Annotated in this window: 11 protein-coding genes; 2 read left to right on the forward strand and 9 right to left on the reverse strand. The window is 62.9% G+C overall.

The window, feature by feature from the left end; genetic code table 11:
• Window positions 1–216 precede the first annotated feature (216 nt).
• On the forward strand, window positions 217–1,305 hold the full coding sequence (locus tag HUK73_RS21390; protein ID WP_176593845.1) for a DUF1214 domain-containing protein: 1,089 nt from the start codon (window positions 217–219) through the stop codon (window positions 1,303–1,305).
• Between the two features lie 121 nt (window positions 1,306–1,426).
• Here HUK73_RS21390 and HUK73_RS21395 read toward each other — a convergent pair whose 3' ends face one another.
• Together HUK73_RS21395 and HUK73_RS21400 are read right to left on the reverse strand one after the other, a co-directional pair.
• Window positions 1,427–2,626, reverse strand: coding sequence for a TetR/AcrR family transcriptional regulator (locus HUK73_RS21395; RefSeq protein WP_176593846.1), 1,200 nt, complete (start codon window positions 2,624–2,626; stop codon window positions 1,427–1,429).
• Window positions 2,627–2,695: 69 nt separating this feature from the next.
• The gene (locus HUK73_RS21400; protein ID WP_255326476.1) at window positions 2,696–5,065 is read right to left on the reverse strand and encodes an arylsulfatase; all 2,370 of its coding nucleotides are present in this window, start codon (window positions 5,063–5,065) and stop codon (window positions 2,696–2,698) included.
• A gap of 165 nt (window positions 5,066–5,230) precedes the next feature.
• Between HUK73_RS21400 and HUK73_RS21405 the strand changes: the two genes are divergently transcribed.
• Window positions 5,231–7,525: an arylsulfatase gene (locus HUK73_RS21405; protein ID WP_176593847.1), complete on the forward strand. Its 2,295-nt coding sequence runs from the start codon at window positions 5,231–5,233 to the stop codon at window positions 7,523–7,525.
• Window positions 7,526–7,612: 87 nt separating this feature from the next.
• Here the strand turns inward: HUK73_RS21405 and HUK73_RS21410 are convergent, their stop codons facing one another.
• The 7 genes from HUK73_RS21410 to hpnI form a co-directional block, all read right to left on the reverse strand.
• Window positions 7,613–9,103: an NAD(P)/FAD-dependent oxidoreductase gene (locus HUK73_RS21410; protein ID WP_255326477.1), complete on the reverse strand. Its 1,491-nt coding sequence runs from the start codon at window positions 9,101–9,103 to the stop codon at window positions 7,613–7,615.
• An 87-nt stretch (window positions 9,104–9,190) separates the two neighbouring features.
• Window positions 9,191–10,291: a helix-turn-helix transcriptional regulator gene (locus tag HUK73_RS21415; RefSeq protein WP_176593848.1), complete on the reverse strand. Its 1,101-nt coding sequence runs from the start codon at window positions 10,289–10,291 to the stop codon at window positions 9,191–9,193.
• A 65-nt stretch (window positions 10,292–10,356) separates the two neighbouring features.
• Window positions 10,357–11,319 carry a lysylphosphatidylglycerol synthase domain-containing protein gene (locus HUK73_RS21420; protein ID WP_255326478.1) on the reverse strand — a complete coding sequence of 321 codons (963 nt, stop codon included), beginning with the start codon at window positions 11,317–11,319 and terminating at the stop codon, window positions 10,357–10,359.
• 23 nt (window positions 11,320–11,342) lie between these two features.
• Window positions 11,343–12,251 (reverse strand): ferritin-like domain-containing protein, encoded by a 909-nt coding sequence (locus tag HUK73_RS21425; RefSeq protein ID WP_176593849.1) that lies wholly within the window; start codon window positions 12,249–12,251, stop codon window positions 11,343–11,345.
• A complete protein-coding gene (hpnK, locus tag HUK73_RS21430) occupies window positions 12,248–13,093 on the reverse strand; it encodes a hopanoid biosynthesis-associated protein HpnK (RefSeq protein ID WP_176593850.1) in 846 nt (281 codons plus the stop codon). Before hpnK ends, HUK73_RS21425 begins: the two co-directional genes overlap by 4 nt.
• An 8-nt stretch (window positions 13,094–13,101) precedes the next feature.
• Window positions 13,102–14,547, reverse strand: coding sequence for a hopanoid biosynthesis associated radical SAM protein HpnJ (hpnJ, locus tag HUK73_RS21435; RefSeq protein ID WP_176593851.1), 1,446 nt, complete (start codon window positions 14,545–14,547; stop codon window positions 13,102–13,104).
• Window positions 14,544–15,701 carry a bacteriohopanetetrol glucosamine biosynthesis glycosyltransferase HpnI gene (gene hpnI, locus HUK73_RS21440; RefSeq protein ID WP_176593852.1) on the reverse strand — a complete coding sequence of 386 codons (1,158 nt, stop codon included), beginning with the start codon at window positions 15,699–15,701 and terminating at the stop codon, window positions 14,544–14,546. Before hpnI ends, hpnJ begins: the two co-directional genes overlap by 4 nt.
• Window positions 15,702–15,769: the final 68 nt, after the last annotated feature.

The raw sequence follows: 15,769 nt of genomic DNA on the forward strand, positions 1-15,769 counted from the left end.
GGTTTCAATTTCGCGCCGATCCTCTGATTTTGTGAAACAGTATCATCACTATTTATGAAAATATGAAAGAAAATCATCAAAACCTGTCGGACGATTTTGATTCCTTCTCCTGGAACATCTATTTCCCGATGGCAGTCTGGCTTTCACGTCCTCCCATTTGGGAGGCGGCAACGTCGATCGGGCTGCTAGGATCGGCATGCAAACAGGAGAGAGAGAATGAGCGACGATTCCGTGATCAACGGCGAAGCCTGGCGCGCTTTCTGCGGCGAACTGGCCGATCTGGGGGATATCATCCTTGCGCCCGGTAATCCCGCGACCCCGCTCGACCGCGTGGAGGGCTTTCGCTATCTGACACGATTGCTGCGTCTGGGACTGGAACAGCATGTTGAGGCGCGGGACCCCAGCTTTCCCTTCTTCTATCAACTGAGCCATACGACGGGGAAGATCGGCGCGGACAATCCTGACAATGTTTACTGGAATGCGCGCATCAGCGGCGAATTCGACTATCGCCTGACCGTGAAGCGCGGGACGATGGCCTATCTGTCGATTGTCGCGAACGCCTTCCGCTATCATGAGGACGGCACCAACAAGGCGACCGGCACGCTGATCGACGAGGACATCGAATGGGGTCCCGACGGCGTGGTGGAGATCATCGCCAGCACCAGGCCGCAACCGAAGAACTGGCTGCGGCTGGAACCGGATGCCAGCATGATCATCGTGCGGCAAAGCTATCTCGACCGGACCAAGGAAAAGCCCGGCGAGTTCAGGATAGAGCGCATCGGCGGACCGGCCACGCCCGCCCCGCTCGACGCATCGGCCCTGGCCGCCGGACTGAAGGAGACGACCGCCTTCGTGCGCGGGATTGTCCACACCTTCATCGACTGGTCGAAACGGTTCCGGGGAACGCCCAATATATTTCCCGACATCGATCAGTCGATGTTCCAGAAGGGGGGTGGGGCCAAGGACATATATTATGCGCATGCCTATTGGAAACTGGCGCCGGATGAGGCCTGGGTGATCGAAGTGACGCCGCCGAAATGCTACTACTGGAATTTCCAGGTCGATAATTGGTGGATGGAATCGCTCGACTACCGCTTCCTCGCCGTCACGGTGAACCAGAGCACCGCGCGGCTCGAGCCGGACGGCCGCCTCATCATGGTGGTCGCGGCGGAGGACCCGGGTTTCGGCAACTGGCTCGATACCGCCGGCCATGGCGAGGGCACGGCCCTGCTGCGCTGGGCCGGGGCGACCGAACATCCGCTGCCCTCCGCCAAAGTCGTCAAGCTGAAGGACATCCGGAAATAAAATCGTCCTGTTAGAGCGATTTCCAAGCAATCGAAATCGATTGCTGGTTAAGAAATCGCGGTAAAACAATAAACCAGAGCGGTTGATCTGATCCCATCAGATCGAAAACCGCTCTAAGGCTTCAGCCTCCGCCGACCCCGCGCAACAGGATCCCTGCGGCGGTGCCGGATTCTGTTGCGCGCTCCTCCGCATCGATCAGGCGTGGAGAGGCGATATAGCGGACCGCAAAGGTCGCCAGCGTGTGGCATGCGCGCAAGGTGGCGGGCGCGGGCGGAGCAAGGCTGGCCTCTTCCAATATCCGGCTGAACGGCTGTTTCAGACGTTCGATCTGCATGGCGTAGAAACGGCGCGCCAGGTCCGGAACGATGGAACAATCCTGAACCAGCAGATGGTGCATCCGGATGGTGCGGGGTTCCAGATGCAGGTCCAGAACCTCGCGGCACAGGCGACGGAGCCGATCTTCCGGCCCGTCGCCGTCCGGCACGGCCAGTTCGCGCCACTGGGCATCGATTTCCCGGTGGAGCACATAGCGGAACAGGCTCAGCTTGTCGCCAAACTGCCGATAGACGGTCGATCGGCCGATCCCCGTCGCCGCGAGGATCCGGTCCAGGCTGGCCGTTTCAAATCCATGATCCAGAAATTCGTCGGTGGCCGCTTCGCAGAGCAGATCGAACCGTTCGGGCTTCAGCCGCATGGAGGCCGTGCCTGCCAGTTGCGGTGGTTCGGGCGTGTAGGGGGGCTGTGGTTCCGCGTCCTCCCCCACGGGCAGATCGCGCAGCCCGCCCAGAAACAGCGCCACTGCGAACCGGGCCTGCGCCGCCCGTTGCGTTGGAGTCGGCTGGGCGTGGCCAAGGAAGAAGCGTGACCCCTCCACCGTCATCCCGCCCAGCCGGGTTCCCAGATTCGTCGCAGTGCTGGACAGCAGCGCGATCTGGCCGTCATCGGCCAGCGTCTGGAGATAGTCCGCCACGTTCCGGCCGCTGCGGCGCCGAAATTCATGCAGTTCCGACGCCAGCGCCGGAAAGGTGCGCGCCACCACGATATTGGCGCGAAACAGGCCGAAATTGTCGGGGTCGACAAATCCGTCGAACTGGTCGCCGGCATAGGCTTCCAATATTTGCCGGACGGACCCTTCCGGTTGCGGTTGTGGATCGGACCTTCCCTGTTCCAGCCGTGATCGGACGACCTTGTCGAACAGGTCCTCCTTGTCCTGGAACAGGGCGTAGATCACCTGTTTGCTCACATGCGCATTGGCAGCGATCCGATCGATACTGGTCCGTTCGAACCCGTCCCGCAGGAATAGGGCGGCAGCCTCCACCATGATCCTTTCCCTGCGGTCCGTTTCCTTTCGCATCAGCGCACTTGCCCTTTCCCTGTCCGTCTGCCCCGCTTATTGGGCAGCGACAGGCGGAAGCGCAATGCTGACCTTGTCGATCCGGCCGCTGAAGGGCTGGCTGGCCGGTCCCTCGACGACCGGCGTGTCGGCGTCGAAACCGATGTCCATCGTGTCGGTCATTTCCGTGAGCTTCGAAATGGTCCGCGCGATCCGGCCACGGCCGATTTCCTCGCCATTGGCCCGGATGACGATTTCCCCGCCGGCATTGCGCCCGCCATCATAGCGGAATTCATATTGCAGATGCTGGCGTCCGGCGGGCAAAGGCGCGTTGGCCGCGACGCGGGACTGGTCGCCCGGCAACTGGCTGGCGGCCATCACGACGACCGGCTTGCCCGCGTCGAGATGGAAGCTCCAGCCGGAGAATTGGCTGCCCAGCGCTACCAATGTGCCGCTGCTCTGCCCGTCGGGCAGGTCGATATCGGCGTCGATGGTGAAGGACCGGCCCAGGATCGGCGCGGCGCGGACGGCCGGAATGCTGATCCCGCTTCCCCAATAGACATAGTCGTTCCGGTTCGGATGCTGCGCGGCGGACGCCTGGAAGCGGACCAGGCTCATCCGGTCGTCGAGCGGATAGACATTGTTCGCCCGCGCTTCCTGGTCGAACAGTTCGCGCATTTCGGCCAGTTTCGCGCCGTTGCTGGCGGCCAGGTCATGGGCCTGTGCCGGGTCCTTCTTCAGATCGTAAAGTTCCCACTTATAATCCTCGGGGCTGCCGCTCCACTGCTGCCGCGCGTCCCCCCAGGGCATCCGCCGGGGCGTGGTGCCCGCCCACCATCCGTCATGATAGATGGCGCGGTTGCCCATCATTTCGAAATATTGCGTGTCGTGCCGTTCCGGCGCGCGGGGATCGGTAAAGCTGTAGGTCAGGCTGACGCCGTCGATCGCCTGTTGCCGCACGCCATTGACCGATGCGGGGGCTTCGATGCCGGCGGCGTCGAGCAGCGTTGGCATGATGTCGGTGACGTGGCTGAACTGCGGCCGGATACCTCGAGCCGCAATATGGCCGGGCCAGGAAATCACCATCCCGTTGCGCACGCCGCCCAGATGGGACGCATATTGCTTGACCCACGGATTGGGGGCGTTCATCGCCCATGCCCAGCCATCGGCATAGTTTCCAGTCACCTCGGGACCGCCGAATTTGTCCAGCCCGGCGAGCAGGGCGGCGTCATCCTCCTTCGTGCCGTTGGCGAAATTGGACATGGGGTTCATGCTGCCCATCGGTCCGCCTTCAGCGGCCGCGCCATTGTCGCCCTCGATGAAGACGATCATCGTGTTGTCGGTCTGACCCATGCGGTCGAGTTCGTCCAGCAGGCGCCCGAACTGATTGTCCTGATAGGCGAGCATGCCGGCATAGACTTCCATCATCCGCGCCGTGATCCGCTTCTGGTCCGGGGACAGGTCCGACCATCCCTTGATTCCTTCGGGACGGGGCGACACTTGCGTGCCCTTGGGGATCATGCCCAGGCGCATCATGCGCGTCACGCTGTCGGCGCGGACCTTGTCCCAGCCCTGGTCGAACTTGCCCCGGAACCTGGCGATCCACTCGGGCGGAGCCTGAAGCGGCGCGTGGGCGGAGCCGGTCGCGAAATAGAGGAAAAAGGGCTTGGCAGGGTCCACCGCCTTCTGATTGTGGATCCAGCCGATCGCTTCGTCGGCCAGCGCCTTGTCGAGCGTGCCGTTCCTGATCGTATCGACCGGCGTCACCCCCCGATACAGAGCGGGAGAGAACTGGTTCGTTTCCGCCCCCATGAAGCCGTAGAAATATTCGAAGCCAAGGCCGGTGGGCCAGCGATCGAACGGCCCCTGCGCCGACACTTCATGCTCGGGTGCATTGTGATGCTTGCCGATCATTGCGGTGTTATAGCCATATTGGCGCAATATCTCCGCCACGGTCGCGGCACTTTTGGGCAGTTCATTGTCATATCCGGGGAAGCCGGTGGACAGGTTGGCGACGATCCCGTTGTCGACCGCATGATGGTTCCGCCCGGTCAGCAACGCCGCGCGTGTCGGGGAACACATGGCGGTGGTGTGGAAGCGGTTGTAGATCAGGCCGCGCGCCGCCAGCCGGTCGAGGTTCGGCGTGGGGATCGGGCCGCCAAAGGTGCTGGCCGCGCCGAAGCCGACATCGTCGGTCATGACGACGATGATGTTGGGCGCACCCTTGGGCGCGGTCGTCGCCGGAGTGAAGGCGGGTTTCGAGTCGAGGTAGGTTTTGCCGATGGTGCCGGCAAAGGGCGGCGGCGTCAGGGGAAGCGACGGTCCGGTCGGTTCCGTCCGGGCGACGGCGACGCTTGCCCAGGCCAATGCCGACCCAAGGGCAAGGCCCATCAAGCGAGCCCGATGGCCCTTCGCGACAGCAGTCATCTTCCCGATCCTTCCTCAAAAACAAAATTTCACTTGCATAATTTGCAACTTTGGTACTGAATAATCTCGTACTGATCAACGGCAAAAAATGCGCAAAACAGGTGAGGTCTTTTGTTTGCAGTGACCAACCTCGCAACGCTTACCCGCTAAAAGAGAGGAACGATCATGAGGTTCAGCAGGGCAAAGGGTATTTCCATGGGCGCGTTGGCGCTTGCCATCAGTCTGGGGGCCAGTGTCCCTGTGGTCGCGCAGACTGCAGCTTCGCCTTCACCGCACGAAGCCTGGCAACGCAAGGCACCGGCCGGCGCGCCCAATGTCGTGCTCGTGCTGCTGGACGATGTCGGCTTCGGCGCGTCGACCGCCTTTGGCGGACCCACGGTCACGCCCACGCTGGATCAACTGGCATCGCAGGGCCTGCGCTACAATCGTTTCCACACCACCGCGATCTGTTCCCCTACGCGGTCATCGCTGCTGACCGGGCGCAATCCCCATGCGACCGGTATCGGCGCCGTGATGAACACGGCGGATTCGCGTCCGGGCTATTCTGGTTTCCACACCAAGGACACGGCCACCATCGCCGAAATCCTGCGCCAGAACGGCTACAGCACGGCCGCCTTCGGCAAATGGCACCAGACGCCGGATTGGGAGGTGTCGCAGAGCGGCCCGTTCGACCGCTGGCCCACGGGCGAGGGGTTCGAGAAATTCTACGGCTTTCAGGGCGGCGAAACCGACCAGTTCGAACCCACATTGTATGACGGCACCACGCCCGTGCTGCGTCCGGCGGGCGACCATTATCATCTGACCGAGGATCTGGTCGATCACTCCATCCAGTGGTTGCACGCGCAAAAGTCGGTGGCGCGGGACAAGCCCTTCTTCCTCTATCTGGCGACGGGCGGGACCCATGCCCCCATTCAGGTGCCGGAAGAATATATCGCCCGCTATCGCGGCAAGTTCGATCAGGGATGGGACAAGCTGCGCGAGGAGATTTTCGCGCGACAGAAGCGGCTGGGCGTGATTCCCGCCAATACGAAACTGACGCCCCGGCCCGCGGAAATGCCCGCATGGGACAGTTTGACACCCGACCAGAAGAAGGTCGCCTCCCGTCTGATGGAAGCCTATGCGGGCTTCCTGGCGCATACCGATGAACAGATTGGCCGTCTTGTTCAGGCGCTGAAGGATAGCGGCCAGTATGACAACACGATGTTCGTCTACATCGTCGGCGACAACGGTGCGAGCGCGGAAGGCGGGCTTGGCGGTAGCCTCAACTATCTGGGCTCCATGCAGGGGGCGAAGGAAAGCGACGAACAGAAGCTGGCTTCCATCGACAAGATCGGGTCGGCTGAAGCCTATGCCCATTATAATGCCGGTTGGGCCTGGGGGCTGGACGCGCCGTTCCAATGGACGAAAACCGTCGCTTCCCACCTGGGCGGCACGCGCAACGGCATGGTGATCAGTTGGCCGAAGCGGATCCATAACCCCGGCGGGCTGCGCAGCCAGTTCTCGCATGTGAACGACATCGCGCCGACCATATTGGAAGCGGCAGGCATCCCGGAACCGAAGGAGGTCAATGGCATCGCGCAGAAGCCGATGAACGGCACCAGCCTGCTCTATAGCTTCGACGATGCCAAGGCGGCCGAACGGCACAGCACGCAATATTTTGAGGTGATGGGCAATCGGTCGATCTACCATGATGGCTGGATGGCGTCGGCCTTTCACGGTCGCCTGCCCTGGCAGGTCATCACCAGGACGGATCGACCGATGGAGGAGGATAAGTGGGAATTGTACGATCTGCGGTCCGACTATTCGCAGGCGACCGATGTTGCCGCCAAATATCCGGCCCGGCTGGAAGAAATGAAGGCGCTCTTCATGAAGGAGGCTGCCGCCAATCAGGTGCTGCCGCTCTCCGGCCTGAAATTGGACGACCAGAGGCTGCCAGACCCGTCGGGGGGTGCCAAAAGCGCCACCTATTATGAAGGAACGGTGGGCGTTGCCGAAAGGGCGCTGCCCAGGATGATGAACCGATCCTGGTCACTGTCGTCCGACGTCGCTGTCGGCAATGCTTCCCAGGGCGTCATCGCGGCTGTTGGCGGCTCGGCGGCGGGCTGGTCGCTCTATATCGACCCCCAGCGTCGTCCCGTCTTCACCTACCGCGCATTCGACATGAAGACCGCCAATCTGGTCGGGCAACCGTTGACGCCGGGCGCGGCCAAGCTGCGGGTCGACTTCGATTATGACGGGCCGGGCTATGCCAAGGGCGGGACGCTGAAGCTGATGGTCGACGGCAAGCAGGTTGCGACGGACACATTGCCTATGACCCCTGCAAGTTTCTTCACCATCGACGAAACCTTCAACGTTGGGGTCGACATGGGCTCGCCGGTAGCGGCCTATCCGAAGGAGGCGCCGGTCGGCTACCGTTATCAGGGCGGTCGTATCGGCAAGGTGACGATCGACCTGCGATAAACAGAAGTTTAGCCCGGCCCGTACTTTCGGACCGGGACGCCGGGGGGGACGACAGGGTCCCGCCCGGCTTTCTATTGCCTGCCTTGATCAGGCCGCTTCAAGCGCGGCCGTCAGCGCATAATCCTCCATGACCGGAGCGGTCATCGCGTCGGCAAAGGCCTCATAGCTCCACGGCCAGCTGGCGGGGACGCCGGTGGCGTCGAGATACCAGCTGGAACAGCCCGAACCGAAGATCGTCGTGCGGGCCGCCTCGATCCGCCGTTCGTCATAGGCGACAAGCGCCTCGGCCTTCGCTTCCACGGACTGCGCCTTGTTCTGCCGCAGGGGTTCGAGCAACTGTTCGATATAGTCCCACTGGCGTTCGGCGATGTCGATCAGGGAGAAATTGCCGACCGGGCTGGTCGGCCCGTTCAGCATGAAGAAATTGGGAAATTCCGGGATCGAGATCGCGTAATAGGCGGTCGGCCGCACCGACCAGGCGTCGTCCAGCGACGCCCCGTTCCGCCCGCGCACCGTCGTCGGGCGAATGAAGCGGTCGGCCTGGAAGCCGGTGGCGAGTACCAGCGTATCCAGCGGCTGCAACCGGCCGTCCTTCAACCGGACGCCTTCGGGTTCGATCCGCGCAATGCCTTCCCGTTCGACGATGACATTGGGCTGCTGCACGGCGTCATAATAGGACCATGAGTAGATCAGGCGCTTGCAGGCGGCGCGATAGTCGGGGCGCAGCTTTTCCTTCAGTTCGGGGTCACGCACGCTGTTTTCCAGATTGTCGAGGCACAGCTGCTCGACCATCGCGATGTCCGGCCCGTCGACCTCCGTTATCGCCCGCGTGAAGCGGTGGATGTTGCTCCAATATTCCTCGTCATAGCGGATCGCGTCGATCAGCGCCGGATCGCGCCGAAATGCCTCCCGTTCCTCTTCACTGTACCGGAAATAGGGAACAGGCATGATCCATTGTGGCGAGCGCTGGAAATGCACCAGGCTGTCGGCCCGGTCGTGCAGTGCGGTGATGATCTGAACGCCGGTCGAGCCATTGCCGATCACGCCGACGCGTACGCCGTCGACCGGAGCGTCATCCTCCCAGCGGGCGCTGTGGAAAATCCGGCCAGCGAAGCTGTCGATGCCCTCGATATCCGGCATCCGGGGATGGTGCAGCACGCCCGAAGCCGCGATGACGACATCGGCCTTCACATGCTCTCCGGTCGAAAGGCCCAATGTCCAGCAGGCTTCGCCATCGTCCCAGATACAGGATACGACTTCACAGCCGAACCGGATATGCGGCATGATGCCGTGCCTGGTCGCAGTGAGTTCGAAATAGCTCCGGATTTCCTCGCCCTTCGCATAATAGGCTTCCCATTCGGCATGGGGGGCGAAGCTGTAGGTGTAGGCATGGGCCGGCACGTCGCAGGTCAGCCCGGGATAGCGATTGTCCCGCCATGTGCCGCCCAGCCGGTCCGCCTTTTCATAGATGGTGAAATCGTCGCCCGCTTCGTTGAGCTTGATACCGGCCAGGATGCCGGCCATGCCCGCGCCGATCACGGCGTAGCGAAGGCGTTTGCGTTCATATGCGGTAGACAATGCACTCTCCTGATAGCTGATGAGGCAAGTCTACGACGCTCCGTGGGGCGCGCATCACCCAATTGGATTAGGGTCCGCGCGGTTCCCTTATGTGGAGAGAGAGGCCGCCGAACTCAGCAGCATGCGCACCAGTTCGCCCTGACGGTTGGTGCCGGTTTTCAGGAACACCGACTGGAGCTGACTGCGGGCCGTGTTCCGGCTGATGCCGATATGGTTCGCCGCCTCCTCGACGCTCGCGCCCCGCGCCATTTCGCTCGCCAGCAAGGCTTCGGCCGGGGTGAGTCCGAACAGGTGGGAAAGGGTGCTGGCCGGGATGATCGGCCGATGCTCGGGATCGCGCAGGATCAGCAGGGCAGTGCGCTGCAACGGGTTTCTCAGCGGATGGAAGGCGGGGCCGGGGCGGATAATCACCGTCAGCGGCAGGACGCTGCCCGGCCGTTGCAGCGCCAGCGGGGCGTAGACCCGCCAATCCGCTTCGGCCTGCTGCTCAGCCGCCATTTTGCGCAATTCGGTCAGCAGGCGGGCTGTGTCCTCGGGATTCGTCGCCTTCAGCTTGCCGCGCGACAGGCCCATGCCCGCGCCCTCCGCCAGAATGGCGTCGGCGATGGCATTGGTCATCAGCATGGTGCCGTCCGGCGTGGCGAGAATGACGCCGATGCCACTCGTTTCCAGCGCGGCCGTGGACATGAGCAGCCGCCTTTGCAGCCCGACCCCCTGGAAAAACAGCTTGAGTGCCCGCCTGAACGCGGGTGCCAGCTCTGCCAGCAGCCGGTGCGTCCGATCGTCGAAGGGACCGGTGGCCTGGTCCTTCCACAGGGTGAAATGGGCCATGCCATGTTCCCGGCAATCGAGCGAGAGGGTAAGCGTTCGCGCTACCCCTTCCGCGATCAGCGACGCGCCGCCCGGCAGGGAGACCTCGCCGCGTTGGTCGGGCCGATCATCCCCGCTCGCCTTGAAAAAGCCGGACCGATGGAGCGCCTTCACCGCTTCGCTGATATGGTCGATGTTCAGCATGACCACGGGATCGGCGCTGTCGCCAAAGCCCCCCGCATCAAGGACGAGCGACGCGTAGGCGCAACCGAACGTCCTGTTCGATGCCACCAGAAATTCATGCCATGCGGGTGTGCCGGACAGGCTGTCATAGAGGATGTTGAGCAAATTCTCGCGATCGAGATCATGGTTCGGCACTGCGTCTCTCTCTCCCCAAATCCGTCTTTTCCTGCCGATACCGGCGTAGCAGCGATCGCTTTCCGCTACAGGGCCTGTTCGCCTTGACCTGCCATATGGCGCATTTCGTTGATCTGCCAAAGAAGCAGCGTCGGCAACCCGATCGCCATGTCGCGGGCGCGCTTGGCGAGCGAAAGGGCAAGGGCGGTTTCCGGCGGCAGGCCGAAAAGCGGACCGGCGAAGGCATAGGCGACCTCCTGCACTCCCAGCGCGCCGGGAATGACGAAGGCGATGCTGCGCAGCGTGAAGATCAGGCTTTCCAGCGCCAATATGTCCCACACCGATGCGTGGGTGCCCATCCATCTGAGCGCCAGCCAGGCGCCGATCCCGCTGGCCACCCAGGCCACCAGATTGGCGCCGAAGGCCAGTGCCACGCGGTCCTTCCGCGTATAGATGCGCGCCAGTTCCGACCGCATGCCCGCCATGGCGGTCGATCCGGGCAGGAAGCGGCCGGCCATGCGCGTGGCAAAGTCCAGCGCGGCCCGCTGCATGGTGAAGAACAGCAGGATGATCACGACCATGACCAGCGTGCCGCCCAGTATAGCCGGGCGCAGATGGACCGCCGCACCGTCACCGATCAGCAGAGAGCCCATCAGCGCGAGGCCGAACAGCGTGTAGACCAGCTGGCTCGCCATTTCGGTGGTCAGGTCGACGACCAGCGAGCCATGGACCCGGCTGGATGGCAGCGCCGCTGCTGTCAGTGTCCGGGTGCTGACGATGATGCCGCCCAGTTGCGAAAAGGGCAGCAGGTCCGACACCGCCTCGCGTACCATGCGCGCCCAGGCGAACAGGGGAAGGGACCGGCCCTGTTCGCCGGGGGCCGCCGCCAGCCAGGCCGCGCCCAGCAGGAAGAAGACGCCCAGCGACCAGAGGCAATAAGCCAAGAAACCCGTCAGCCCCATGCGCCCCGCCGTCGCCAGAACATCCTTGAGGCCGGTCGCGCCGATCGTCCAGACGGCGACCATCAGGCCCGCTACGGTCGCCAGCAATATTCCGATCCGGGCCCAGTGTTTCAGCTCATCTCTCCCGCCTTTGGCCCCTTCATGAAGCGCAGGACGAAACGGATCATGCCCGGCACGAAGCGGGGCCGGATAAGGCGTGTGTCATAGGGCGCCAGCCGCCGGTCATTTTCCGCCAGACAGATGCGCGCCAGTTCGGGAAAGCTGATCTCCACGCCCAGTTCCTTCGACCCGTTGAGCGTGAAATTATTCTCCTGCGCGCGGCTGTTGTCCTTGCCCATGCCCTTGGCCATGTCGATCCGTTCCCAGATCAGGTAGAGCCAGACGGCAATGACCTTGAGCTCGAACCAGGGCCGCCGCCAGATCGGCATGTTGCGCCGCCACCAGGCGACCCAGTTGACGAAGAAGAGGATATGCCGCCCTTCTTCCCGCATCACGGGTTCGAATGTATCCACCAGTTCCGGCGGGAAGAAGCCTGAATCCTTCGCCACCCTGAACAGGCCGAAGCCGAAGAAGCTGTCGATGCATTCCGAATAGCCGGTCCGCATGAAGGCATATTCGGGGTCGGTGGGCCGCTTATAGTCCGGCTCCGGCGCCAGTACGATGCCATAGGCCCGCACCATGTCGGACAGGACCAGCTTGTGGCGCGATTCCTCGAACCCGTTCATCTCCACCGCCGCCTTGAGCAGCGGATCACGCACGCCCTCCGCATAGGTTTTGACGTTCATGCCTGCGCGCCCCTCGGTCGCGACGGCGATGTCCCAGATCGGCAGGGAGACGATCTTGTCGCGGGTCGCCTCGTCCAGTCTCGGCCAGTCGATCAGAGCCGGGCGATAGGGATCATGGGTGTCGAGCAGTGTCCGGCTCATCAGCAGAAGATGATCGGGACTGCCGTGCTTCACCTGGCCGATGGGGAGGGGGACCGTCTCGTCATAATCGCCCCAGGAGCGGGCCAGTGTCATGCGCGCTCTCCTTCGATGAAATCCGTAAAGCGTCCGAGGATGATGCCATTGCGCGCTACGGCCTGTTTGGCAAGAGGGGCGGTCAGTGCGGCGAGTTCCTCCGCATAGCGATAGCCGGGAGCCGATCCGGCATAGGGACCGGTCGCGGGATGGACGTAGATTTCAGTGAGGCCGTCGGGCAGATGCTCTAGCAGGCCATGGAGGCGCGATGCGGTCATCGCCCCCGACCATGCGAGGCCGAAGACCTGATCCGGCGTGGTAAGGGCAGCGTCCCGCATCCGCCGTTGGACCCGCCTTGCCCAGATGTCCTCCATCGCGGAGGAGGCGCGCGTGCCGTCCACCGCGCGCAGGACCAGAGCCGGTTCGACCGGCGCCCGGACCGCCCGCATGGTATGGGCCTTGCCTACTGTCATGAGGGTGGTGGCGATGGTCGGGTGCAGGTGGAAATGCTTGTGCGCGTTCACATGATCGAGCGGCAGGCCGGCGGCGGCAAAGGCGCTGAACTGCGCCTCCATCTCCGCCATGAGTTGGCGGCGTGCGGCTGGAGAGGCGAAGATCCGCAGGGCCGTGCGCACCATGTCGGTACGAAAATCGCCGCGCGCATCGACCAAAGCGGGGATGCGGTCCGGCGGTAACACGGGCCGTCCATCGACCAGCACGACATGCAAGCCGATGCCGAGCGATGGCAGCCGCCTTGCCCGTTCGATCGCATCGTCCATGGCGGCCCCGCCGACCATCAGGCTGGCGGCGGTCAATATGCCGTCCCGATGTGCCCGTTCGACGGCTTCGTTGACTTCCAGCGACGCGCCGAAATCGTCGGCGGTAACGACCAGCCGTTTCACGGGAACCGTCAGGCGGCTTCCTTGCGCTTGCGCAGAAATTCGAAAAATTCCAGGCCCTCGCGCAGGCGGCGCTTCATCATGTCCCAATCGCGGATCATTTCCCACAGGATCGATCCGATCTTGGACGGACGGAAATAGAAGCGCCTGTAGAATTCCTCCACCTTGTCGAAGATCAGCGGCGCGGGCAGATGTTCGTAGCTTAATTGTGCGATCTGGTTGCCGCCATCGGTCAGCAGGTGATCGGTGCCGTCGAACCAGCCATTGTCCATCGCCTGCTTGTAGAGGAACGTGCCCGGATAGGGCGCGGCCAGCGAAACCTGGATCGTGTGCGGATCGATCTCCTTGGCGTAGTTGATCGTTTCCTCGATCGTCTCCTCGGTTTCGCCGGGAAGGCCGAGAATGAAGGTGCCGTGGATCACGATGCCCAGTTCGTGGCAGTCCTTCGTGAACTGCCGTGCAACGTCGACGCGCAGGCCCTTCTTGATGTTGTGCAATATCTTCTGGTTGCCGCTTTCATAGCCGACGAGCAGCAGGCGCAGGCCATTGGCCTTCAGCACTTCCAGCGTCTTGCGGGGGACGTTGGCCTTGGCATTGCAGCTCCAGCTCATCGGGAAACCCGGTTTGCCAAAGCCCAGCTTGCCCAGTGCGATCGCCAGTTCCTCCACACGCGGGCCATTGTCGGTCAGCGTGTCGTCGTCGAAGAATATCTCCTTGGTCTGGGGGATGTTCTCCATGACATATTTCACTTCCTCGATCACATGCGGGATCGAGCGGGTGCGGTAGTTGTGGCCGCCCACGGTCTGCGGCCACAGGCAGAAGGTGCAGCGGCTCTTGCACCCGCGGCCGGTATAGAAGCTGACATAAGGGTGCCTGAGATAGCCGCCGAAATATTTTTCGATCGTCAGGTCGCGCTTGTAGACCGGAGAGACGAACGGGAGCGAATCCATGTCCTCCACGATCTTGCGGTCCCTGTTGTGGATGATCGCGCCGTCGGAATCGCGCCACGAAATCCCCTCCACCTCGCGCAGCGGCATGCCGTTGGCGACATCCACGATGGTGAAGTCGAATTCGTTGCGGCAGACGAAATCGATCGCCGGGCTGGCGTTCAGCGCCTTTTCGCTCTCGACCGCCACCTTCGCGCCGATCATGCCGACCAGCGCCCTGGGGTTGCGCGCCTTGACCAGTTCGGCGGTGCGCACATCCTGATTGAAGCTGGGGGTGGAGGTGTGCAGGATCACCAGATCCCTGCCGTCCACCTCATGCGCGATATCGTCCCATGACAGGTCGTGCGCGGGGGCGTCGATCAGCTTCGACCCCTCCACCATCGCGGCGGGTTGGGCCAGCCATGTGGGGTACCAGAAGGACTTCACCTCGCGCTTCATCTGATAACGGGCGCCGGCGCCGCCGTCGTACCCGTCGAAGGAGGGCCCCTGAAGAAATAACGTAGACATCATGTTCTGGCAGTCTCCGTAGAAGACGTGACGCGCCCGTCGCCTACCATATTAAGCGCCGTTCCGCGCCAATCAACCGATCGGACGAAGAAGCTGGCGATGAAAATCGCGAAACTCAACATATCACGGAGCGGCAAGGTCCAGAATGACGCCGAGATGACCCTGGCATGACGGTCGACTGCCCGTTTCGTGTAAAATCGAACGATCAGCGTCGCGGCCAGCGCCGCCAGGGCGGGACTCGGATGAAGGGGCAGCGCCGCCAGCGCCAGCGGCAGCGGGAAGGCGATGAACGACCCGGCATAGCCCGCCGGGGCGAGGCCACGCACCGTCGCTGCCCAGCGCAGTTCATGCCGCCACAGGTCACGCAGCCGGGCATCGGTGAAGGCATGGGTCAGCAGCATGGGCGGCACCGCGATGGAAAGGCCGAGCCGCTCCACTGCCTGTCCCATTGCATGGTCGTCCGCCAATATGTCCGCGAAACGGGCAAAGCCGCCCATGGCGTCCAGCGTTTCGCGCCGCAGGGCGATGGTCGATCCCATGCAGGGCGACGCCATGCCATGGACTTTTGCAAAGATGAGGCTGGGCAGGAACTGATAGCTGCTTCCCGCAGCGGCCAGGCGGGAGCAGAAGCCATTGTCGCCCCGCCCGCCATAAAGGCAGGTGACGGCGCCCGTCCCCGGCCGGCGCAGCGCGGCGAGCAGCCGGGACAGATAGTCACGGCCGACCGCCATGTCGCTGTCGCTGAGGATCAGCACATCATGGGCCGCATGGCGCATCATGTTGATGAGATTCGATATTTTTCCGTTCGACCCATGGCGGGTCTCATCCACGATCAGGTCGATGCGGGCGCCCGGATAGCGGGTCTGGAGCATCCGCACGGTTTCGATAGCGGGATCGTCGGGCCGCTGCACGCCGCAGAGCAACTGGATCGCGCCCGCATGATCCTGTTCGATGAAGCTCGCGAGATTGTCGGTGAGGCGTGGTTCCCATCCGTGCAGGGGTTTGAGGATGGTGACGGCCTCGTTTCCCGGTGGCGGCTGTTCCTTTGTTCCCAGAAATCGGTTCAGCGTGAAGGTCGCGACCGCCATGTACAGCATGCCGATCCCCGCCAGCAGCAGCAGCGCCCATCCGATCGCGGACAGCATGATGGTCAGCATGGCCTTCCTTCCAGAACCGGGCAGGACACGGTAAAAACATTCGGGAACATGCGGGAGATACTTGCCAG

Origin of the sequence: Sphingobium sp. EM0848 (assembly GCF_013375555.1) — a bacterium.
Classification (GTDB): Bacteria; Pseudomonadota; Alphaproteobacteria; order Sphingomonadales; family Sphingomonadaceae; genus Sphingobium.